We start from the raw sequence: 17,836 nt of genomic DNA on the forward strand, positions 1-17,836 counted from the left end.
TTGACCACACTAAAAATAAGGCCCCAAAACCGAGTCCAGTCTTGGGGCCATTTATTGTGTCGAACTCTAAATGCTCAATGCGAAGCGTATTGGATTAAGGACGGCTATCTTCCAGCTCATCAACCGGCTTTACTTGGTAGTGACAAGGCTGTAAGCCAAGTAATTTCGGAAGAGTGATACCAACCGAAATTGAAGACCATGTACCACTCGCGATACCCACAACCAATGCAATCGCAAAGCCTTGTAGCGCCGCACCACCAAGCAACCAAAGCGCTGATACCGTCAACAACGTCGTACCTGAGGTCACCATAGTACGAGAGAACGTTGCTTTAACTGACTCGTTAAGCAGGTTGTCAGTATCGCCGTTAGGGTTGCCACGCAGCATCTCACGTACACGGTCAGCAATGATGATCGAGTCATTGAGTGAGTAACCCAGAATCGCTAACACCGCCGCCAGTACTGTTAGGTTAAATTCAAATTGAGTCAAAGCGAACAAACCGAAGATGATGGTCACGTCGTAGATGATTGCAGCCAGAGCACCTAGAGCTAAACGCCACTCAAATCGGACACTTAGGTAGAGCATGATCATTAAGAAACATACCAATACCGCCAAGCCACCTTGGTCAACCATGTCTTGACCGACTTGAGGGCCTACCACACTGCTGTTAAGCACTTTCACTTGGTCACTCACCGATGCCAAGGCATCAACTAAGCTTGTTTGTGATGCTTCCGTCAATTGACTGTAGCGGATCGTCCAGCGGTCTTGTTCTGCCATACCAACCACTTGAACGTCTTGTTGGAAAGCGGCATCAAGTTCGGTTTTAAGCGCGTCTTTGGTCACTTGGTCAGAGAGCTGAACCTCAGCAACCACGCCGCCTGTGAAGTCCAAGCCCCAGTTAAACCCTTTCACTGCCACCAGCATTACAGAGCTCATGAACAGCACAATAGATATTACCGACATCACCTTGCGCAGAAGGGTCATATTACTGTCTGAAAAATAGCGGTCTGACACAGTCATTTTTGAAGTACTCATGCTTAAATCCTTACATCGTGGCGTTGGTCACGACCCCAAACCAAATTGATGATCGCTCGTGAAGCAAAAATGCCCGTAAACATACTGGTTAGAAGACCTAAGCCCAGCGTCAAAGCAAAACCTTGAATAGGTCCGTTACCAATGGTGTAAAGAGCGACAGCTACAATCATTGTGGTGAAGTTAGCATCGAAGATCGACGAGAACGCGCTATCGAAACCACGATCGATGGAGCTAGCAAAGCTGCGTCCTTCTTTCATTTTGTCTCGAATACGTTCGAAGATTAGTACGTTGGTATCTACCGCCATACCAACGGTTAATACCAAGCCCGCAATACCCGGCAGCGTTAATACCGCTCCTGGTAGCAATGCGATTAGACCAAATAGCGTCACCATGTTTAGGATAAGCGCGCCATTCGCGACCCAACCAAGGCGGCGATACCATAGCGCCATAAATGTCAGAGTAAGACCAAGGCCAAGTGCTAGAGCAGCGAAGCCGTTAGTCACGTTTTCTGCACCCAAAGATGGACCAATGGTACGTTCTTCAATGATGGTCACAGGCGCGGTTAACGAACCCGCTCGAAGCAGTAGAGCCAACTCTTGTGCTTCAGCCATAGTGCCAGCACCTGTGATTCTAAAACGGCTGCCCAATTGAGATTGGATATTCGCAACACTGATCACTTCACTGGTTTTCTCGCTGTTACCGGCTCTGTCGCGGCTGTACTCGCTGTACACGGTCGCCATTGGCTTACCAATGTTGTGACGAGAGAACTCAGACATTTTCTTACCACCCGCTGAATCTAGGGTGATGTTTACTTCTGCGCTGCCCATTTCACCAATGCCACTGCGTGCATCAATAATGTGTTCACCACTGAGCACTGCTTTGCGAGCAACAACCACACGGTTGCCATCGGTATCTTTTAGCGTTTGAGTGTTGCGTGTTGGGTTGTCGTAAACCGAGTAGAACGCCAATGATGCCGTTGCACCAATCACGTCTTTCGCAGCTGCAGGATCTTGTACACCCGGCAATTCGATACGGATACGGCTTTCGCCTTGGCGCTGAATTGATGCTTCAGTGATACCTAGCTCTTCAATACGGCTACGCATGATTTGTAGGTTTTGTTGAACCGTTAGGTTGCGAAGCGTGCGTTGTTCGTCTTCTGATTGCGTCAAAGTCAGCTTTTTGTCTGAGCTGTCACGTAACCATTGCGGGAACTCTTCACGAATCAGCTTCTGCGCCTTTTCAAAATCCGCGTCAGTACGGAAGTTAAATTCCACTTGGTTGTTGACCACTTTGCCGCGGGCATAACGCACTTGGCTTGTGATCTCGTCAACCATAGCTTGAGCTTGCGCGTGGTAAACCGGCTCCATATCTACTTCTAGTAAGAACTGCACACCACCACGTAAATCAAGACCTAGCTGAATCGGTGCAAAGCCCATGTCAGTCAGCCATTTTGGTGCCGCAGGCTCCATTGCTAGCGCGACGGTTGCAGTATCGAGCAGACGCTCATTCAGCACTTCTTTGGCTTTTGCTTGCTGCTCAGCATCTTCTAAGATCACGACTAAACGCTTGTCTTTCTGATAAGCCGATTTAGCTTGGATGCCTTCGCTCGCAAGGTATTGCGTCACCTGCGTCGCGTCGATTGTTTGCTCAGAGCGATTGTTAATTTGAACCGAAGCGTCTTCACCATACCAAGACGGTAAAGCACTCAGAATCATGATGATAATGGTGGTGATAAGTACCACGTATTTCCACTTCGAGTAGTGGTTGATTTGTTTTCTTGGAATGCGTTTTTTCACAGTCAAGATCTCTTATTTTAACTAAGTTTTGCGAACGCGAACGATGGCTAACCAACCCCCACCAGACCAAACTGATTGAGTGGCAGCAGAGTGCATTCGCGAATTGTTTGGGGATTGGCTAGAGCAACGGACACAAGGGATCGTCGATGCGACCAATCAGGGGCAAACGTTTAGCTAAGAAGTTCTCGAAAGTGGGAATATTGGATGTTGCCCTCTTTCCACCCAGACAGGCGGGAAGGCGGAGAGCTTACAATACTGGTCCAGTGCTGTTTGAGGTCTAACATCGGGGTTGTCTCTAACAACGAAGCCAGTAAAGAAGGGGGAGAAAAGTCAATCAGCAGGTGATAGACGGGCTCGATATCACTTGAACCGTCTTGTTCATTGCTGAGTATTCGACGAAACGTGCTGGCTTGAAGGCTCGATTCAGAATCATGATAGTGCGAGCCATCCTCCACTGGAGGAGTTAACTTGGTCTGTTCACACGCGTGTCGTGTTTCAAAAGCGTCTTTTTGAGAAGCTTGCGCCAGTTGCTGACACAAGTGACTACTTGAAGTGGCAATTTGAAAAGGCTTTGCTGGAAACGAATAGCCATGACTGTTCACTAAGCCAAAACTCAGTACAAACAGCATCAACACTAAACGCGCGCCCAACTTCAACAATTCAAAACAGTCCTAAATGGTAGAAACGACGACAATATATAACAGCAATAAAAGATACAATTGATTTAAAAGCAGCGTTATTCATATTTGACACAACGCTGACAATCTTGAGCCAATAAAAAAGCCAAGCATAATACACTTGGCTTTTACTCTGTTGCTTTCCCGCTGTGGCAAAAGTGCTCAGCTATCTACAACCTTTAATTTTTAGGACGCAGAATATTCTTGTAGTGGCGGCTATTCTCACCAAACAGACGTTCGGCAAGCGCATCCATATCTTGGCGGGAGATAGAATCCACCGTCCCTTCTACATAAAACAACGCCTCCACGCCAAAATCATGCATATTATAGCGAGACACAAACCAAGCTTGGTCGACAGGCGCCGATTCTAGCGGTGCGAAGTCATTCACCAGTTGTTTGCCCGCTGCCCTTAACTCATCGTCAGAGATACCTTTCAGTAGGTCGGCCATGACCTTATCAATCGCAGTCTCAATTTTATCCGCGTTGTCCGGAGCAATTAACGCACCAATAAACCAATCGTAACTGCGTTCGCCATCTTGTGAGATCCAGTAGTTGTATGGCGAGTAATCCAAACTCAACTCTTCGCGGACATAAGCGTCTAGACGTGTGGTCAAGATACGTTGCATCAAATCCGTCATAAACACTTCTTTAGCAGTTACCCCTACCTCAGGTTGAGAGTTCGCAGTCTCTGTAGCTGGAATATCGGAGATCACTCGTAGAATGTATTCAGAACTATTCTCGGTGTTGACCGATAAGTCGATACGCTCTTTGTTCGGCAGTTTATAAGGCACTGAAAAGTCGGGAATCGACGCTTCTTGCAAAGGAATCGAAGCCACATATTGACTGACTAATGGCTTCAAGATGCTTGGGTCGATATCACCGACAATTACCAGTTGATTGCGGCGGTCTTTGCTAAACAAAGTGTTATGAAGTTGGCGCACCTGTTCAACCGACACGTTTTCTACCGCACTACCATCAATCAAGTAATGGCTGCTATTTACTTGGTAGGTATTGTGGTTCATCGCCTGTTCAAATTGCCCCATAGGACTTTCAAGAAAGGCCGTTCTTTCCTGTATAAACTCTTGTTTTACTGCGTCTAACTGCTTTGCAGAGATATTAGGTGAAGTAGCGATCGAATAAAGTGCGGCAAAGGCTTGCTCAAGGCCATCTTGGTAGAGTTTGAATTCAATACCGTGACGGGTTGAATCGATAAATGAGTACAGTTCGATAGTTTCTCGATCAAGATGCGCATCAAGCTCAGATCCCGTAAAGCTACCTAAGCCACTTCGAGCCATAGTAGCAATAGCAATTTCTGTGGCGGGGTACAGGCTCGGGTCGAGCGCCATTTTTCCACCAAGGCTTGTGTAGTAGATTCCAACTTCGTCATTGGCATAGGTGTCTCGCAGGTACCACATATCTACGCCATTACTGAGGGTCCACTTTTGGATATAAGGATCAACATATTTCTGCTCAACGAGCACCACTTCTCCTGTGGTGGTTGGAACAGCAAAGCCGTGATCGTTAGCAGCCCGTGCAACTTTAGCTCCAGGTACGGCATAAGCGGCTTTTAGGCTAGCTGTCGTCTCTGTGAGTGCATCCTTATCTTCACTGGCATCAACTCCAATAACCAAGAAGTAGTCGCTAGACAGTAGACTTCGAATATTGGCGTTGATGGTGTCTAAGTTAAGACTACCGACAAAAGCTTCTAAGCTAGCTTTTTCATCTTTCGCCGATTGTAACGGCCCTTCAACCACTAAACTACTAACCTTATAGTTAGCGAGATCAAGCCCATTCATGGCATCCCATTCACGCTCAACATTTTGAAGCCAATCTATGTAGTACTGTTTCTCACTAACGATTTCATCTTCAGAGACACCATAATCCCTCAATGAGGTCAGTGTAGAGATAAATTGCTGCTGGGAAACCTCACGAGAGCCGACAGGAAAGGCGACACTGGCCAAAGAGTAACGTTGATACTCCATTGAGTAACGTTCTGAGAGGAGCCATTGAGTAGGCAGGGCTGCGTCATTAAATACCGAGCCCAAGCGCTGCTGGATAAGTCGCTGAGAGAGGTCATCTAACCAGCGTTGATGCTGCTGCTCATGAGTGTAGACCACTTCTGAGCCACGGTTGAACATCAGACTGAGGCTTGGCGATTCCCCACCTTTTACATACTCAACGAAGTCATTTTCGTTAAACGAGGTGATTCGCTGCTTCTCTGGTCGAGGCGTTTGGCCACGTTGCCAGTCAGAGAATTTCTCCTTGATGAGCGCAACTGCATCTTCTTTGTTGATGTCACCAGCAACGACAACTTCAACGAGCTGAGGCTGATACCATGTTTGATAGAAGCTTCTTAGCCCCTGCTGATCTGCCGCCAAGACCGATGCTTTGGTACCCAACGCATCCTGAGATTCATACTGACCACCTTCGATAAAGTAGTCGTAAAATTTGTCGGCTAATTGCTTGTCTTCAAGTCTTGCATAGCGAAACTCGCCCAGAATCACGCCTTTCTCTTTTTCCACTTCAACGTCAGCAATATCAAGACCATCGCCGATATCCCGCATCCAAGTCAAAGCTTGAGTTAATTGAGTGTTGTCTGGCAGGTCGAGTTGATAGACCGTTTCTTGGTAAGAGGTGTAAGCATTTAAATCGGCACCAAAGCTAACGCCTGCATCTTCGAATAGGCTGATAACATCATTCTGCGAGAAGTTTTCACTACCATTAAACGCCATATGCTCAACAAAGTGGGCGTAGCCTTCCTGTTGTTCGGTTTCTTGGAACGAACCTGCATGCACCACAAGTCGAACCGATACAGGTTCTTCAATATCTCGGTAGACGTGATAAGTCAGTCCGTTTTCTAGCTGCCCCGATGCCCAAGCAGGATCAGATTGGATTCGATTTTCTGTAGAGATAGAGCTACAACCGATCAAGGTCACGCTCAATGCGACCACTAAACAATAATTTTTCATAACAACCTCTTACATGTCATTGCGTGACAATATACAGATCGGGTGAATAATTATCGTTTAATACTAAATCACATGAATATCTTTGTGATCAAGATCGTCATTTTATAAAATTCATCACACTATCCGTTTTATATCATAGCCTGTTCTATCTTATTGATAGAACCACGACTAATCGACTTACATCCCTTTAAAAAGCCCTTGTGATGAACGGCTTACCGGCAGTTTCCCCCCAGATACATATGCGAACATCTGCCCTGAAAAGCTCTTACTGACCTTATCAATAGCGGCAACTCGCACCACTACCGAGCGATGAATTTGCCAAAACACATCCGGCTCTAACTGACCGAGCAGCTCTTTGAGCGACGTGCGCAGAATGAATTCCTCAACAGCGCCAGCTTCTCCAACCTTAAATACTGACACATATTTATCCTCAGCCTTGAAATAGAGCACGTCTTCCACTGCGATAAGATGGATATCGTCACCCGAATGGGCTTTGAGCCACGTGAGATATTGTGGTGTGGCGACCGTTTGAGAGAGCTGTTGGATATGCTCCATTAACGATCCCATATCAACGGGAGAGGAGTTAGATTTGCGCACTTCCAAGCGATCTTTGAGTTTTTGACAGCATGAAAATAGTCTTTCTTCGTTGATCGGCTTGAGTAGGTAATCTGCGGCATTACGCTCAAACGCTTGCAACGCATATTCATCATACGCGGTAATGAAGACTACCAGTGGTGGGTTCGTCTGTTTTTGCAGCTGCTTTGCGAGAGCCATGCCATCAAGCTCAGGCATTCGAATATCAAGGAACACCACATCCGGTTGGTGCGCCTCAATCATCTGTTTCGCCTCGGTGCCATTTTGTGCCCGACCAAGGATGTCGAGTTCAGGCCAAACGTCAGCCAAACTCTTATCTAGATGATGGCGAAGCAAGGGCTCATCGTCCGCTATGATGGCAGTAAAGCCGTTATTGTTTGCCATATTCGCCATTATTCTTCCTTAAAATTCACACTGTAAATCGCCATTTCTATTGGCCTGAGAGCGGTAGTCTTAATTGCGCCACCACCCCACCAGTAGCTTGCTCTTTGATTGATAAGCTTGCCTGTTCATCAAATAACATCGCGATACGCTGGCGGATATTGCTCAACCCAACACCATGACCGCCGCTATTGGACGAACTCAACAACCCTAAGCCATTATCAACCACATCGATCATTAGGCACTCTTGCTCAACACTGAATCGAATCGAGATCTCACCGCCTTCAGCCTTGGGCTCTATCCCATGAGTGAGAGCATTCTCAACCAAGGGCTGGATCAAAAATGGCGGGATCACTTGTGCTGAGTCGACTTGGCTCTTGTCGATGTTGAAGGTCAGGCGCTCACCCAAACGAATTTTCTGAATATTCAGATACGCATCCAGAAGGTCACTCTCTTGAGCAATGGTTGATTGTTCACTTCGACTATTACGCAGTGTAACTCGCAAAAGCTCAGTAAGCTTATCCAGCATCAGCTTTGCCTTATCACTGTCAGTCTCAATCAAAGCGCTGACTGTGGCCAGAGTATTGAACAAGAAATGCGGTTCAATTTGGCTTTGTAGCTGTTTTAACTGGCTGAGTACAACCACTTTCTCTTGATCTGCTTGGCGACGCTTGGCCACTTCTAATTCATTGTCTGCACGTAGCTTTTGCTCTCTGGTGTAGAAATAGTAGTAGCTGACCGAACAGAAAATGACGCCGAGGAAGATCACCGACTTAAGCTCAGATATACCTTCGCCAAAGAAGCCATTCAACCAGTAGTGCGCGTTGAGTGTTCCGAAGGTTAGAGCAAATACCATTGAGATGGCGATCTCCAACAAGCGTGACGTATCAGGAAACAACTTGATGAGGACAAAAGAAGAAAACACCGCGCTGTAGCCAAAGCCAAAACTTATCATGGCACTGGTGAACAGTGGCCCTCCCCAGATACTTTGAGTTGTCACACTAATCGCGACACAAAACAGGGTAGTCACTAACCAACTCTTAAACCAAGAGTACTGTTTACATCCAGATTCACTCATCAAAATCGTCCTTTAATATTTAATAGAATCATATGACTATCGGGCAAATTAGCGTAAGCAGAATCCTTATTTCCGCCTAAAAAGCGTGCAGCAAGTTCCAGTTCAACCGACGCACTGCCATTGTCTATTGCTTGATAGTTGATCCATTGTGTTGCGATAATTCCGCCATCTTGTGGTGCGATCATCAGATCCAGAGTTGGGGTAACATCATCCAGCCACGCCCATGTAGACGCACCATCAGCAAACCAGTGTCGCCAACCACTTGAGTCCAATGACCAGTGAGCCATCAGATTGTGCTCAACAATATTGGCGTGCTGATACCCCTGCGCGTAAGCACTTGCCAAAGGCTGGGTGCTCGGCACCTGCGATAAGTCTTGGGCTCTATTGATTGCGGTCTGCCATTCAGAATTACTCCATGCGCGGCCGTCATACCAATATTCGAGTACGATGTTGTGCCCGGTGTCGTTAGCCCATGTCAGCCCGACAAGAGCTTGAAAGGCGTCACCTTGATCCTCCAGTTGAACTGGCTGATATTGATCATCAGGCAAACTGTACCCTAGGCTGTGGCGTTGGTAGACCATGGATCCATGAAACTCCCACGCTAGGTTAAGCACCGACACTAAGCTCGCCCCAAGCAACCCATGTCTGACATCGTCATAATAGGCGAGCCATTGATACTCATGGTCACCAATCAAGTTGTAGCGCTTAATTCCCACACCTTGTTGTTCACTGGCCCTTTCGAGTTGATTGACCTCTTGAGAACCCCAAGAAGAGTCACTGTAGAGCAAGGTCCACTCACCGCTATCGTCAAACATAGAGAGTGATGCCACGCCCGCTCCCTCCTCCGCAACAATACCTACCGGATTTTGTCGGTAGGGCTTTATCACATCCAATGGCCGATAGCCGTAGCCAACACCCCAGTCGAGACGCATCTTGCCTAGCGTGACATCGATATACTGCTCTCCGAACAGCGCATTAGACAAGCTAACACTGTCTTGCCAAAACAGCTCTCGCACAATCAGCTGTGTATCACTGTGACTATCGGGGAGCTCATGTCGGCTCTGTTCATGGTAAAGGTCATCGCCCTTAATCGAGAACAGGCCAAGCCATTGAGCATAATTCACTTCAAGATCGAGTAACGCATTCACAGACTGGCGATGATATTCAGGCTCACTCAACCATGGCGTTTCCCGTGATTGCACCGTTTCAGCGCTGACCTGCCAGTCCCAAGCTAGGCTCAGTTGGTTATCATCTGCCAATACGCTCGCGCTCAATAGAGAAGTTGCAGCGGTGCTTATTGCGACAGCTCGCGCACACCAGCGTTTAGGGCTACCATCTCTCGTTTTCAAACAAGCCAAAGTGTTCATCACCACCAACCTATAGCCCAGACACGCTGTTACGAGACAAATACGCAGGGTTGTAGTACTTATCCGCCAGTGACTGTTCGCTGATCTCTTGATACTCAATCAGGGTACGCTTATTCGGCTGAATCTTATCAAGCAGACTCATCGCAACCACACTTGGCAGCCCATTACGCTCTCCCTCATCAAACCATGCCTGTTTGGCTAGTTTTCCCGATCTCAAGTACAGATCAGCCTTGACTGGGAACGCGCGATCAGTGGTTAACCACAAGTCGATCGACTGATAGCTTGCTCCTTTGGTTTTAGCGGTCAGTTTTAATTTATGTGTCGTTACCAGCTCGCCGTTGTCCAACTCAACGTTCTCTTGCTGCACCCACTCACCTCGATAATCCTCACTCCAAGTCAATGTTGAGATGTCACCCACCGAGGCTTCACCTAGAAGTTTCTGCATTGGTGTGATTCGGATAGGTCGGCGCGACTTAGGCATAAGTAGCCAGTAGTTATCCTCAATCATCAGCATCTTTTGCCCAGCTTCCACTGCCGATTTAAAGATCACCAGTGATTCACGATTTGGACGTGTGTAGACGTTGTACTGGCGAGTTTTATCCAACTTATCATTGTCAAAAAGGTGCACTACAGACACCACCTTTGAGGCCTGCTCACTGTTGAGTCGGTAGCGATCGGCTTTGGCAATCATCTCTGTCACTTGTTCGGCATCAACCGCCCAACTCGATCCACTAAACACAAACGACAACATCAACAAACACGTCATTACTGTGTGATGCCAAACAGTTTGGCTTGCGCGTCTATTCGAAATGGCATTTAGGTCATTAAACATAAGTCAGCGCCTCCGTGATAGGTTTGTTTACACCTTTGCGAGCAGCGAAATAAGCCGCAATAAGACAGATAGCAGTCACACCAGCCATGGCGTAAGCCACCAATTCAAAAGAGAAGTAGATATTCAACGGATAGCCATCAGTTCGACCTGGAGGCGGTGGCATTTGCACATCCACCACTAGCAATAGAACAGTCACAGCTGCGCTGGCAAAAGCGCCAAGCAAACCACCAAGTACCGCTAACAGGCCTGCCTCTTTCAAGAATCCGGCAATGATTTCAGATGGATAACTACCCAATGCCGACAGCGTCCCCATCTCTCGAGTGCGCTCTGTGACCGACATAGTCATGGTGTTAAACAGAGAAACGAAAACTACCAACGCCATCACCGCACCCATAATGCCGAAGATCCGATCGTAGAGATCTTTCACTTTGACGTAGAAAAATGCGCGATCTTGCCACGGAGTGATCTCGATCTGCGGGCTGTCCGCATTGCCGTTTCGCTGTGCCAGCTTTTGTTGCAAGCGTTGATCAACCTGACTTGTCAATTGAGTCTCAAATAAGAATACCGACAGTGTGCTCACTCGATCTGTAGCCAGCAGCTCCTGTGCTTGGCTGATATGAACGTACAACTGGCGTTTATCTAACTCAGGAACGCCAGTCGAGTAGATACCTTGCACCTTAAAGTCGAATGCGTTGAGAGCCCCATCACTGGTGGTCGCGAGCAGCGTAACCCAATCGCCAATGCTCACTTTCAGGTTACGCGCTAAGTCTTTCCCCAACATCACTTGCGGCTCGGAATCTTCGTATCTTGGTGAATCAATACTGGTTAGAGTCTGCCCTTGTCGAACATCTAAAAACGGGCCCTTCATGTCAAATTCACGCTCGTTAACGCCTGTTCCCATAAAGATGGTCGACTTAGAACCATTGGAAACAAGGCCACTAAAGTAGACTCGTGGCTGAACACCGCGCACATCGCTATCGCCAATGATCATCTTTGTCAGTTCATCTGCGTTTTCTAAACCGTTGCTTAATGGCGTATCTTCGTCCTGCTCAAAGTAACCCGGTGTGCTGAGTGTTAAGTGCCCAGTATCGCGCGCGGTCGACTCTCGCAAAGATTCATAGGTATAAAGTCCATACCCACCTGCGGAAGTGAGTGCGAACACGGCAATCGCCACGATCAAAACCGACAACAAGCTACGACGCCCATTACGCAGGAGATTGAGCCACGCTAGGCGCAGAGAATGTAGAAACCCAAACTGCATTAACTTGCCCATGAGACGGCCTCCTGATTCATTGTTGAGGTCACGATCTTGCCGTCCACCAGCTCAATCACTCGATCGCAACGGCTGGCCATTCTTGGATCGTGGGTCGCGACAATAAATGTGGTGCCAAACTCGTGGCCAAGCTCGCGCATAATGTCGATCACTTTATTGGCAGTGTGGCTATCCAAGCTTGCTGTGGGTTCATCGGCAATCACTAACTTAGGCTTGTGGACCAAAGCACGAGCAATCGCGACGCGCTGTTGCTGACCACCAGAAAGGTTATCTGGTCGATGGTGAATGTATTGCTCTAAGCCAACACGCATAAGCATCTGCTGCGCTTGTTTATGCTGCTCTTCAAGACTTAAACCATTGAGCATCAGAGGGTAAGCAACGTTTTCGAGCGCAGTCATGACAGGCACCAGATTGAACTTTTGAAATACAAAACCTAAAGCGTGACGACGAAAACGCGCAGCGGGGATCGCTTGTTCAGGGTAGGGCTGCCCTTCTATCGAAATCATCCCTTGGTAATATCGGTCCAACATTCCTAGGATATTGAGCAAAGTACTTTTACCAGAGCCCGACGGACCGCATAACGCCACCATCTCGCCTTGCTCAATCGATCCAGAGACTCCATTAAGGGCATGTACTACCTGCTCACCCGCTCTGTATCGCTTTTTAATGGCTTCGAACACTATCATCTTGTTATCTCCCTTGTTCGAGCGGATATTATTGAGCCTGACTGACGAGTGCCTTCGCCGTCATGGTTTCAATGTTGCTGCTATCTTTCTCCTCCATTACAGCCAACCAAGACTGTGCTTGTGCGAAGTCTTGTGCTCGAATCGAAGCGATAATCGCATAGCGGTAGATCCAAGCGGTAGCAGCAAAGTTTTGGTGTAAAAATTCGTCTTCAGATAGCAGGTCTAAATAGAGGTCATAGCCACGGTCAAAGTGGTTAAACATATCTGGTAGAGAGGTATAGGTGGTCGCCGCCATGGCGCGGGTGAGGTAGGCTTCTGGCAGGCCCTGAACTCTCGCCTGCTCAGCCACAGGTTGTTCGATGCTATTTAATAGAGTCAAAGACTTATCGATAGTCGCGAGCCCTTTTTCGACATACTTCATCTTGTTCCAAGGCAGAAAAGCATCGCGCCCTTGAAGGGTTTCTGTACTACCCAAGTAGACCAAAGTCAGCGGTGTTGCCCCCTCTTTGTCGAGGATCGATTTCAGCGCATCATGCGCCGCTTCAACCATCTCTTCATCACCTTGAGCAGCTTGGTTATACATAGAGAGAGCTTCTGGCGTTGGGTTGGCAAATGTTAATGTCGGAACGATTGACACAAGCCCAATCAAAAGTGAGCGGCTAAATAGAGAAGTAAGCGAATGTGTGTTGTTTGCAGCAGTCATGATTCCTAATCCCTTTCAAATGTTGACGTTGAAAGGTTAACCACAAACTGTCACGCCGTTTTATCAATGCGACGAATGGTAATAATGCGGAGTGAATGGTTGAGAGAGGGTGTGAATGGGGAAGGTACTTGGCAAGTTTAGAGAAAATAAAGAGCCTCCAAATACTGGAGGCTCTATCCATATTAGCAACAAGTGATCGCTACACTTGCTTTGGTTGAAGCTCTTTTTCTTCAACTTCTTTTATGTCGAAGCGCTGCTTTAATTCTTTCTCGATGCTTTCTAAACTGCGATTTGCTGTTTCAGGAAGTATTTTGATAGCAAACCAAACTTGTCCAAGTAGGATGATCGCAAACATAATGAAGAGCGCAGATGTCCCAAATGATTCTCTAAAAGCAGGCGTGAATGAGTTCAAGATAACGCCCTGAATCCAAATAGCCGCAGTCGTGATAGAGACTGCACGGCCACGAACAGAAGTTGGCAGAATCTCAGCTGAAATTGTGAACTTCAAAGGACCTAAACCCAATGCTGTGAAGGCAACAAAGAACGCCATTAATCCAACAATCAACATCGGTGGGGTGTCGGGTCTGTCGAAGAATATCGCAAGGCCAATCAGACAAGTGAAACAACCAAGTGCAGAGGTTATCAGCATTTTTCTACGGCCCACCTTGTCAATGAACACCATTGATAAAGAGGTAAAAATAACGCTGACTAAGCAGATCCAGCCAAATCCACCTAGTGCTGAACCTTGGTTACCCATGATTTCTTCTAGCATTACAGGGCCGTAGTACATCACAACGGTTACACCAGACCATTCTGACCAGATTGCGAGTAATATCCCCGTCATCAGTCCAAAACGCATCACTGGGTTTTTAACTAGCTGCTTGTAAGAACCTGTTTTCTCGGAGCGGATAACTTGACGACATTCAATGATCGCTTCTTCCGCTTCACCTTTGGTTAGGAACTTTCTTAGAATACTCGCGGCTTCTTTCTCTTTCGCTTTAGATATTAGCCAACGAGGTGATTCTGGGAAAAACGCGACTAACCCTAGAAAAATGACAGCAGGTAAGAATTCAACAGAGAACATGCCACGCCAGTTTTCAGTAATAAAGAAATGATCAAGGTAATGACCGGTAACAACGGCAGACTGGCTGTAGTTCACGATCAGCGTGTTGGTGATAACTGAGCAAGTTAAACCAATAACGATGGCAACTTGAAACAGATTGCTGAGTTTACCTCTATGCCTTGCTGGAGCTACCTCAGCAATATACATAGGACAAACTACAGTAGCGATACCAATACCGAAGCCACCAATAATGCGAGCCCAGATAAGCAAGTTAAATGAGTTTGCGTACATACAACCAAGTACAGAGATGATGGCCAATAGAGCTCCTAACATCAGAGGTTTCTTACGCCCAGCATAGTCCGCAATAGGACCTGCTATTACGCTACCAAATAGACAGCCCACGAGCGCTGAAGATACGTACCAACCTTGTTGTAAGGCCGATAATTCAAACTGTTGTGTGATTTGTGTGATTGTGCCGCCAATAACTATGGTGTCCATTCCAAATAGGAAACCACCGATGGTTGCCGCCGCGCAAATAAATGTTAAAAAGAACATCTTCTTATTGTTTTCACTAAGAATCATTTGATCTCTCCATGAGAATTGTAGAGTACATGGGACGCTGTTCTAGTGCGTCTGGATTACGTAGTCTGCGTTTGATTCGTATTTTTTTATTTTTAACGCATTGACTAGATCCACGCGCTCGGTTTTATCAAGCGCCTCTTGTTGCGACTTTCCACCGGCCATGTGTCGTGATATCAATCGTTCTCTAAGGACCTCTTCACTTGCGGTGAGAAAGATCTTCAAGTCAATTAAATCACTGACGGGTAGCCAGTCTTCATCGGTTGAGTAGATGTAATTGCCTTCGAGTAAAATAATTTGAGTGTCAGGCTCAATTAAAAAACCTTCAGCAATGGGGTCATGCAACTGACGACAGTATTTCGGCCAAAAGAATGCATCAGCATTTGGTGTCACCGCCTTGCCAAGCAAATGTGCCAATGAGGTTACATCAAATGTTTCGATACTACCTTTGACTGACGTCAGTCCTTTTTCTTTCAGTACCGAATTAGGGTAGTGGAAGCCGTCCATGGGACAAAGTTGGGCTTTGAGACCTAACTTCGATAATCCGGTATGTAGAGATTCTGACAGAGTTGATTTACCCGTAGCTGGTGCACCAGATATACCGATGACAAGAATCGGTTTCCCTGACTCTTGGTAAGTATTGGCAATCAGCTGAGGAATACTTGCAATGTCATCAACCGTTAACGAATGTGTTTTAGCCATGATCTAGTTCCTAATTCAGTACATGATAATGCCGCTATGTGACTAGCTTTCTTCAAAGAGCCTCGGAAATCTTGATTCTCTGAGTAGTAATGACAAAAGGCCCCATGGAAAATATCTCCAGCACCCAGCGTATCGATAGCATCAACTTTAGGTGCAGGAATTAACCCGCTACCAGACTCATCACTATAAAAAACACCTTTGTCACCTAGCGTCATTGCCCACTTTTTTATCCCATATTGGTCACAAAGCTCCTGCATTTTCTCTTTATCACCGTTGGTGAACTCCTCTGAAACAATAGGAATAGTACAGAGAGATAAAAACAGTTCGCTGTGTGACTTCCAAGTACCTGCGTCTAGAACAATATCCCCTGTAAACTCAGCTAGTGCTTGTACGTTAGTACTTACAAACGGATGTTCATATTGGTCAAGTAACACAAGCTTTGCATTATCTAGCCATTTCGGGTCTAAACTCACCACCTGTTCGCAATCGGGCTGACTTGCGTTGACAATAAGCCTAGATGCCGTTTGCTTTGCAGAGATAATATTCGATAGTGGCAACTGATATTCGTCATCGAGACTTAAGTCCACAACCGAAATTTCGTGCTCATTAAGCTCTGCTGTCACTATCGATTTATAGAGGTGCTCTTTACCTAAACATGTCCAAAGGTGTACATCAGAACCTAATGCGTTGCATGCAACCGCCGCATTGAGTGCAGACCCACCACCACCAATAAAATCAGCAATGGCATTCACCTTTTGGTCGGGGCCAGGCATCACTTCAACAAAGCTCATTAAATCAATCGTGCTTCTGCCTATAAATACACAATTTCCCATACGTAGAACTCCTTTGAATTAAAGCTCACCGCTAGCGTAGCGTGCAGCCATGTCATCCATAGAAATAGGTGTGATCTTGTCACCGTGACCAGCACAGCCAAAGCGTTCAAATCGGTTTAAACAAAGCTTCGTTAATTCGTCCATTCCAGCTAACAGGAACTTACGTGGGTCAAACTCTTGCGGGTTTTTCATCGCGAGTTCACGGAAGCGACCGGACATCGCCATACGACAGTCTGTATCAATATTTACCTTACGAACACCATGCTTAATACCACGTTCAATCTCTTCAATTGGTACGCCGTATGTTTGAGGCATTTCACCACCATGCTCATTAATCATATCTTGAAGGTATTGAGGTACCGAAGATGCGCCATGCATAACAAGGTGAGTGGTTGGGAGCTTTGAGTGAATCTCTTCAATAACGTTCATTGCTAAGATATCGCCATCGGGTTTACGCGTGAATTTGTAGGCACCGTGGCTTGTACCACAAGCGATTGCTAATGCATCGACCTTAGTTCTTTTTACAAAATCAACAGCTTGGTCCGGGTCAGTTAAAAGTTGGCTCTTTTCAAGAATACCAGCCGCGCCAACACCATCTTCCGCTTCCGCTTCACCTGTTTCTAAAGAACCGATACAACCCAGTTCACCTTCAACAGACGCCCCAACCCAGTGTGCAGATTGAGCCACGCGCGAAGTAATATCTACATTGTAATCATAGCTACTTGGAGTTGAAGCATCTCGCTCTAATGAGCCATCCATCATCACTGACGTAAAGCCGTGACGAATGGCTGAAAGGCAAGTTTCTTCGCTGTTGCCATGATCTTGGTGAAGAACGATTGGTGTTTTCGGGAACATTTCAGCGAGAGCACAAACCATCTTATAAAGCATCACGTCACCAGCGTAGCTTTTACGAGCATTGATGCTCGCCTGCAGGATGACACCTGAATTACATTTTGCTGCCGCGCGAACAATAGCAAGCCCTTGCTCCATGTTGCTGATGTTGAATGCTGGCACTGCATAACCATTTTCTGCTGCGTGATCCAGTAATTGTCTTAGTGTAACGATAGCCATTTTCTTCTCCAAAGTGATTTAATTGTTTCTTGCAATTAAACTTACTTAATTTAATTGCAAGAAACAATTAAATAGAATTTAGAATGTGAAAAGGATCGTGTTTTTGTTCTGATGATCTTTATTTTCAGCAGGGGAAAGAGGCTCGTTTTTTAATAGAAACTCTTTTTAAGAAACAAAAAAGCCCAGCAATATGCTGGGC

General features: G+C 46.5%; 14 protein-coding genes and 1 pseudogene. All 15 read right to left on the reverse strand.

Annotated features, from left to right (window positions below; translation table 11 throughout):
* Positions 1–94 precede the first annotated feature (94 nt).
* The 15 genes and pseudogenes from secF to fba all read right to left on the reverse strand — a co-directional run bounded on the left by secF (position 95) and on the right by fba (position 17,637).
* Complete coding sequence (gene secF / locus VFDL14_RS00605) at positions 95–1,033, reverse strand: protein translocase subunit SecF (RefSeq protein WP_032553691.1); 939 nt, start codon at positions 1,031–1,033, stop codon at positions 95–97.
* Between the two features lie 2 nt (positions 1,034–1,035).
* Positions 1,036–2,835 (reverse strand): protein translocase subunit SecD, encoded by a 1,800-nt coding sequence (gene secD / locus VFDL14_RS00600; RefSeq protein WP_084181933.1) that lies wholly within the window; start codon positions 2,833–2,835, stop codon positions 1,036–1,038.
* A gap of 164 nt (positions 2,836–2,999) precedes the next feature.
* A pseudogene (locus tag VFDL14_RS25145) lies at positions 3,000–3,287 on the reverse strand (hypothetical protein); the annotation flags it as partial.
* A 398-nt stretch (positions 3,288–3,685) separates the two neighbouring features.
* Complete coding sequence (locus tag VFDL14_RS00590) at positions 3,686–6,475, reverse strand: M16 family metallopeptidase (protein WP_032553694.1); 2,790 nt, start codon at positions 6,473–6,475, stop codon at positions 3,686–3,688.
* Positions 6,476–6,652: 177 nt separating this feature from the next.
* Positions 6,653–7,462 carry a LytR/AlgR family response regulator transcription factor gene (locus VFDL14_RS00585; protein ID WP_032553696.1) on the reverse strand — a complete coding sequence of 270 codons (810 nt, stop codon included), beginning with the start codon at positions 7,460–7,462 and terminating at the stop codon, positions 6,653–6,655.
* A 37-nt stretch (positions 7,463–7,499) separates the two neighbouring features.
* Entirely contained in the window at positions 7,500–8,528 is a 1,029-nt protein-coding gene (locus VFDL14_RS00580; RefSeq protein ID WP_032553697.1) for a sensor histidine kinase, read from the reverse strand.
* Positions 8,528–9,895: a hypothetical protein gene (locus VFDL14_RS00575; protein ID WP_050487507.1), complete on the reverse strand. Its 1,368-nt coding sequence runs from the start codon at positions 9,893–9,895 to the stop codon at positions 8,528–8,530. Before VFDL14_RS00575 ends, VFDL14_RS00580 begins: the two co-directional genes overlap by 1 nt.
* Positions 9,896–9,905: 10 nt before the next feature.
* On the reverse strand, positions 9,906–10,661 hold the full coding sequence (locus VFDL14_RS00570) for an outer membrane lipoprotein-sorting protein (RefSeq protein ID WP_032553881.1): 756 nt from the start codon (positions 10,659–10,661) through the stop codon (positions 9,906–9,908).
* A 58-nt stretch (positions 10,662–10,719) separates the two neighbouring features.
* Positions 10,720–12,000: an ABC transporter permease gene (locus VFDL14_RS00565; protein ID WP_032553698.1), complete on the reverse strand. Its 1,281-nt coding sequence runs from the start codon at positions 11,998–12,000 to the stop codon at positions 10,720–10,722.
* Entirely contained in the window at positions 11,988–12,686 is a 699-nt protein-coding gene (locus VFDL14_RS00560) for an ABC transporter ATP-binding protein (protein WP_032553699.1), read from the reverse strand. Before VFDL14_RS00560 ends, VFDL14_RS00565 begins: the two co-directional genes overlap by 13 nt.
* A 28-nt stretch (positions 12,687–12,714) precedes the next feature.
* On the reverse strand, positions 12,715–13,389 hold the full coding sequence (locus VFDL14_RS00555; protein WP_032553700.1) for a hypothetical protein: 675 nt from the start codon (positions 13,387–13,389) through the stop codon (positions 12,715–12,717).
* A gap of 199 nt (positions 13,390–13,588) precedes the next feature.
* Positions 13,589–15,034, reverse strand: a complete 1,446-nt coding sequence (locus VFDL14_RS00550; RefSeq protein ID WP_032553701.1) for a sugar porter family MFS transporter — start codon at positions 15,032–15,034, stop codon at positions 13,589–13,591.
* 42 nt (positions 15,035–15,076) lie between these two features.
* Entirely contained in the window at positions 15,077–15,733 is a 657-nt protein-coding gene (locus tag VFDL14_RS00545; RefSeq protein ID WP_032553702.1) for a hypothetical protein, read from the reverse strand.
* Positions 15,712–16,566, reverse strand: coding sequence for a PfkB family carbohydrate kinase (locus VFDL14_RS00540; protein WP_032553704.1), 855 nt, complete (start codon positions 16,564–16,566; stop codon positions 15,712–15,714). Before VFDL14_RS00540 ends, VFDL14_RS00545 begins: the two co-directional genes overlap by 22 nt.
* An 18-nt stretch (positions 16,567–16,584) precedes the next feature.
* Entirely contained in the window at positions 16,585–17,637 is a 1,053-nt protein-coding gene (fba, locus tag VFDL14_RS00535; protein WP_032553705.1) for a class II fructose-bisphosphate aldolase, read from the reverse strand.
* Positions 17,638–17,836: the final 199 nt, after the last annotated feature.

The organism is Vibrio fortis (assembly GCF_000695685.1).
In the GTDB taxonomy this organism is placed as follows: domain Bacteria; phylum Pseudomonadota; class Gammaproteobacteria; order Enterobacterales; family Vibrionaceae; genus Vibrio; species Vibrio fortis_A.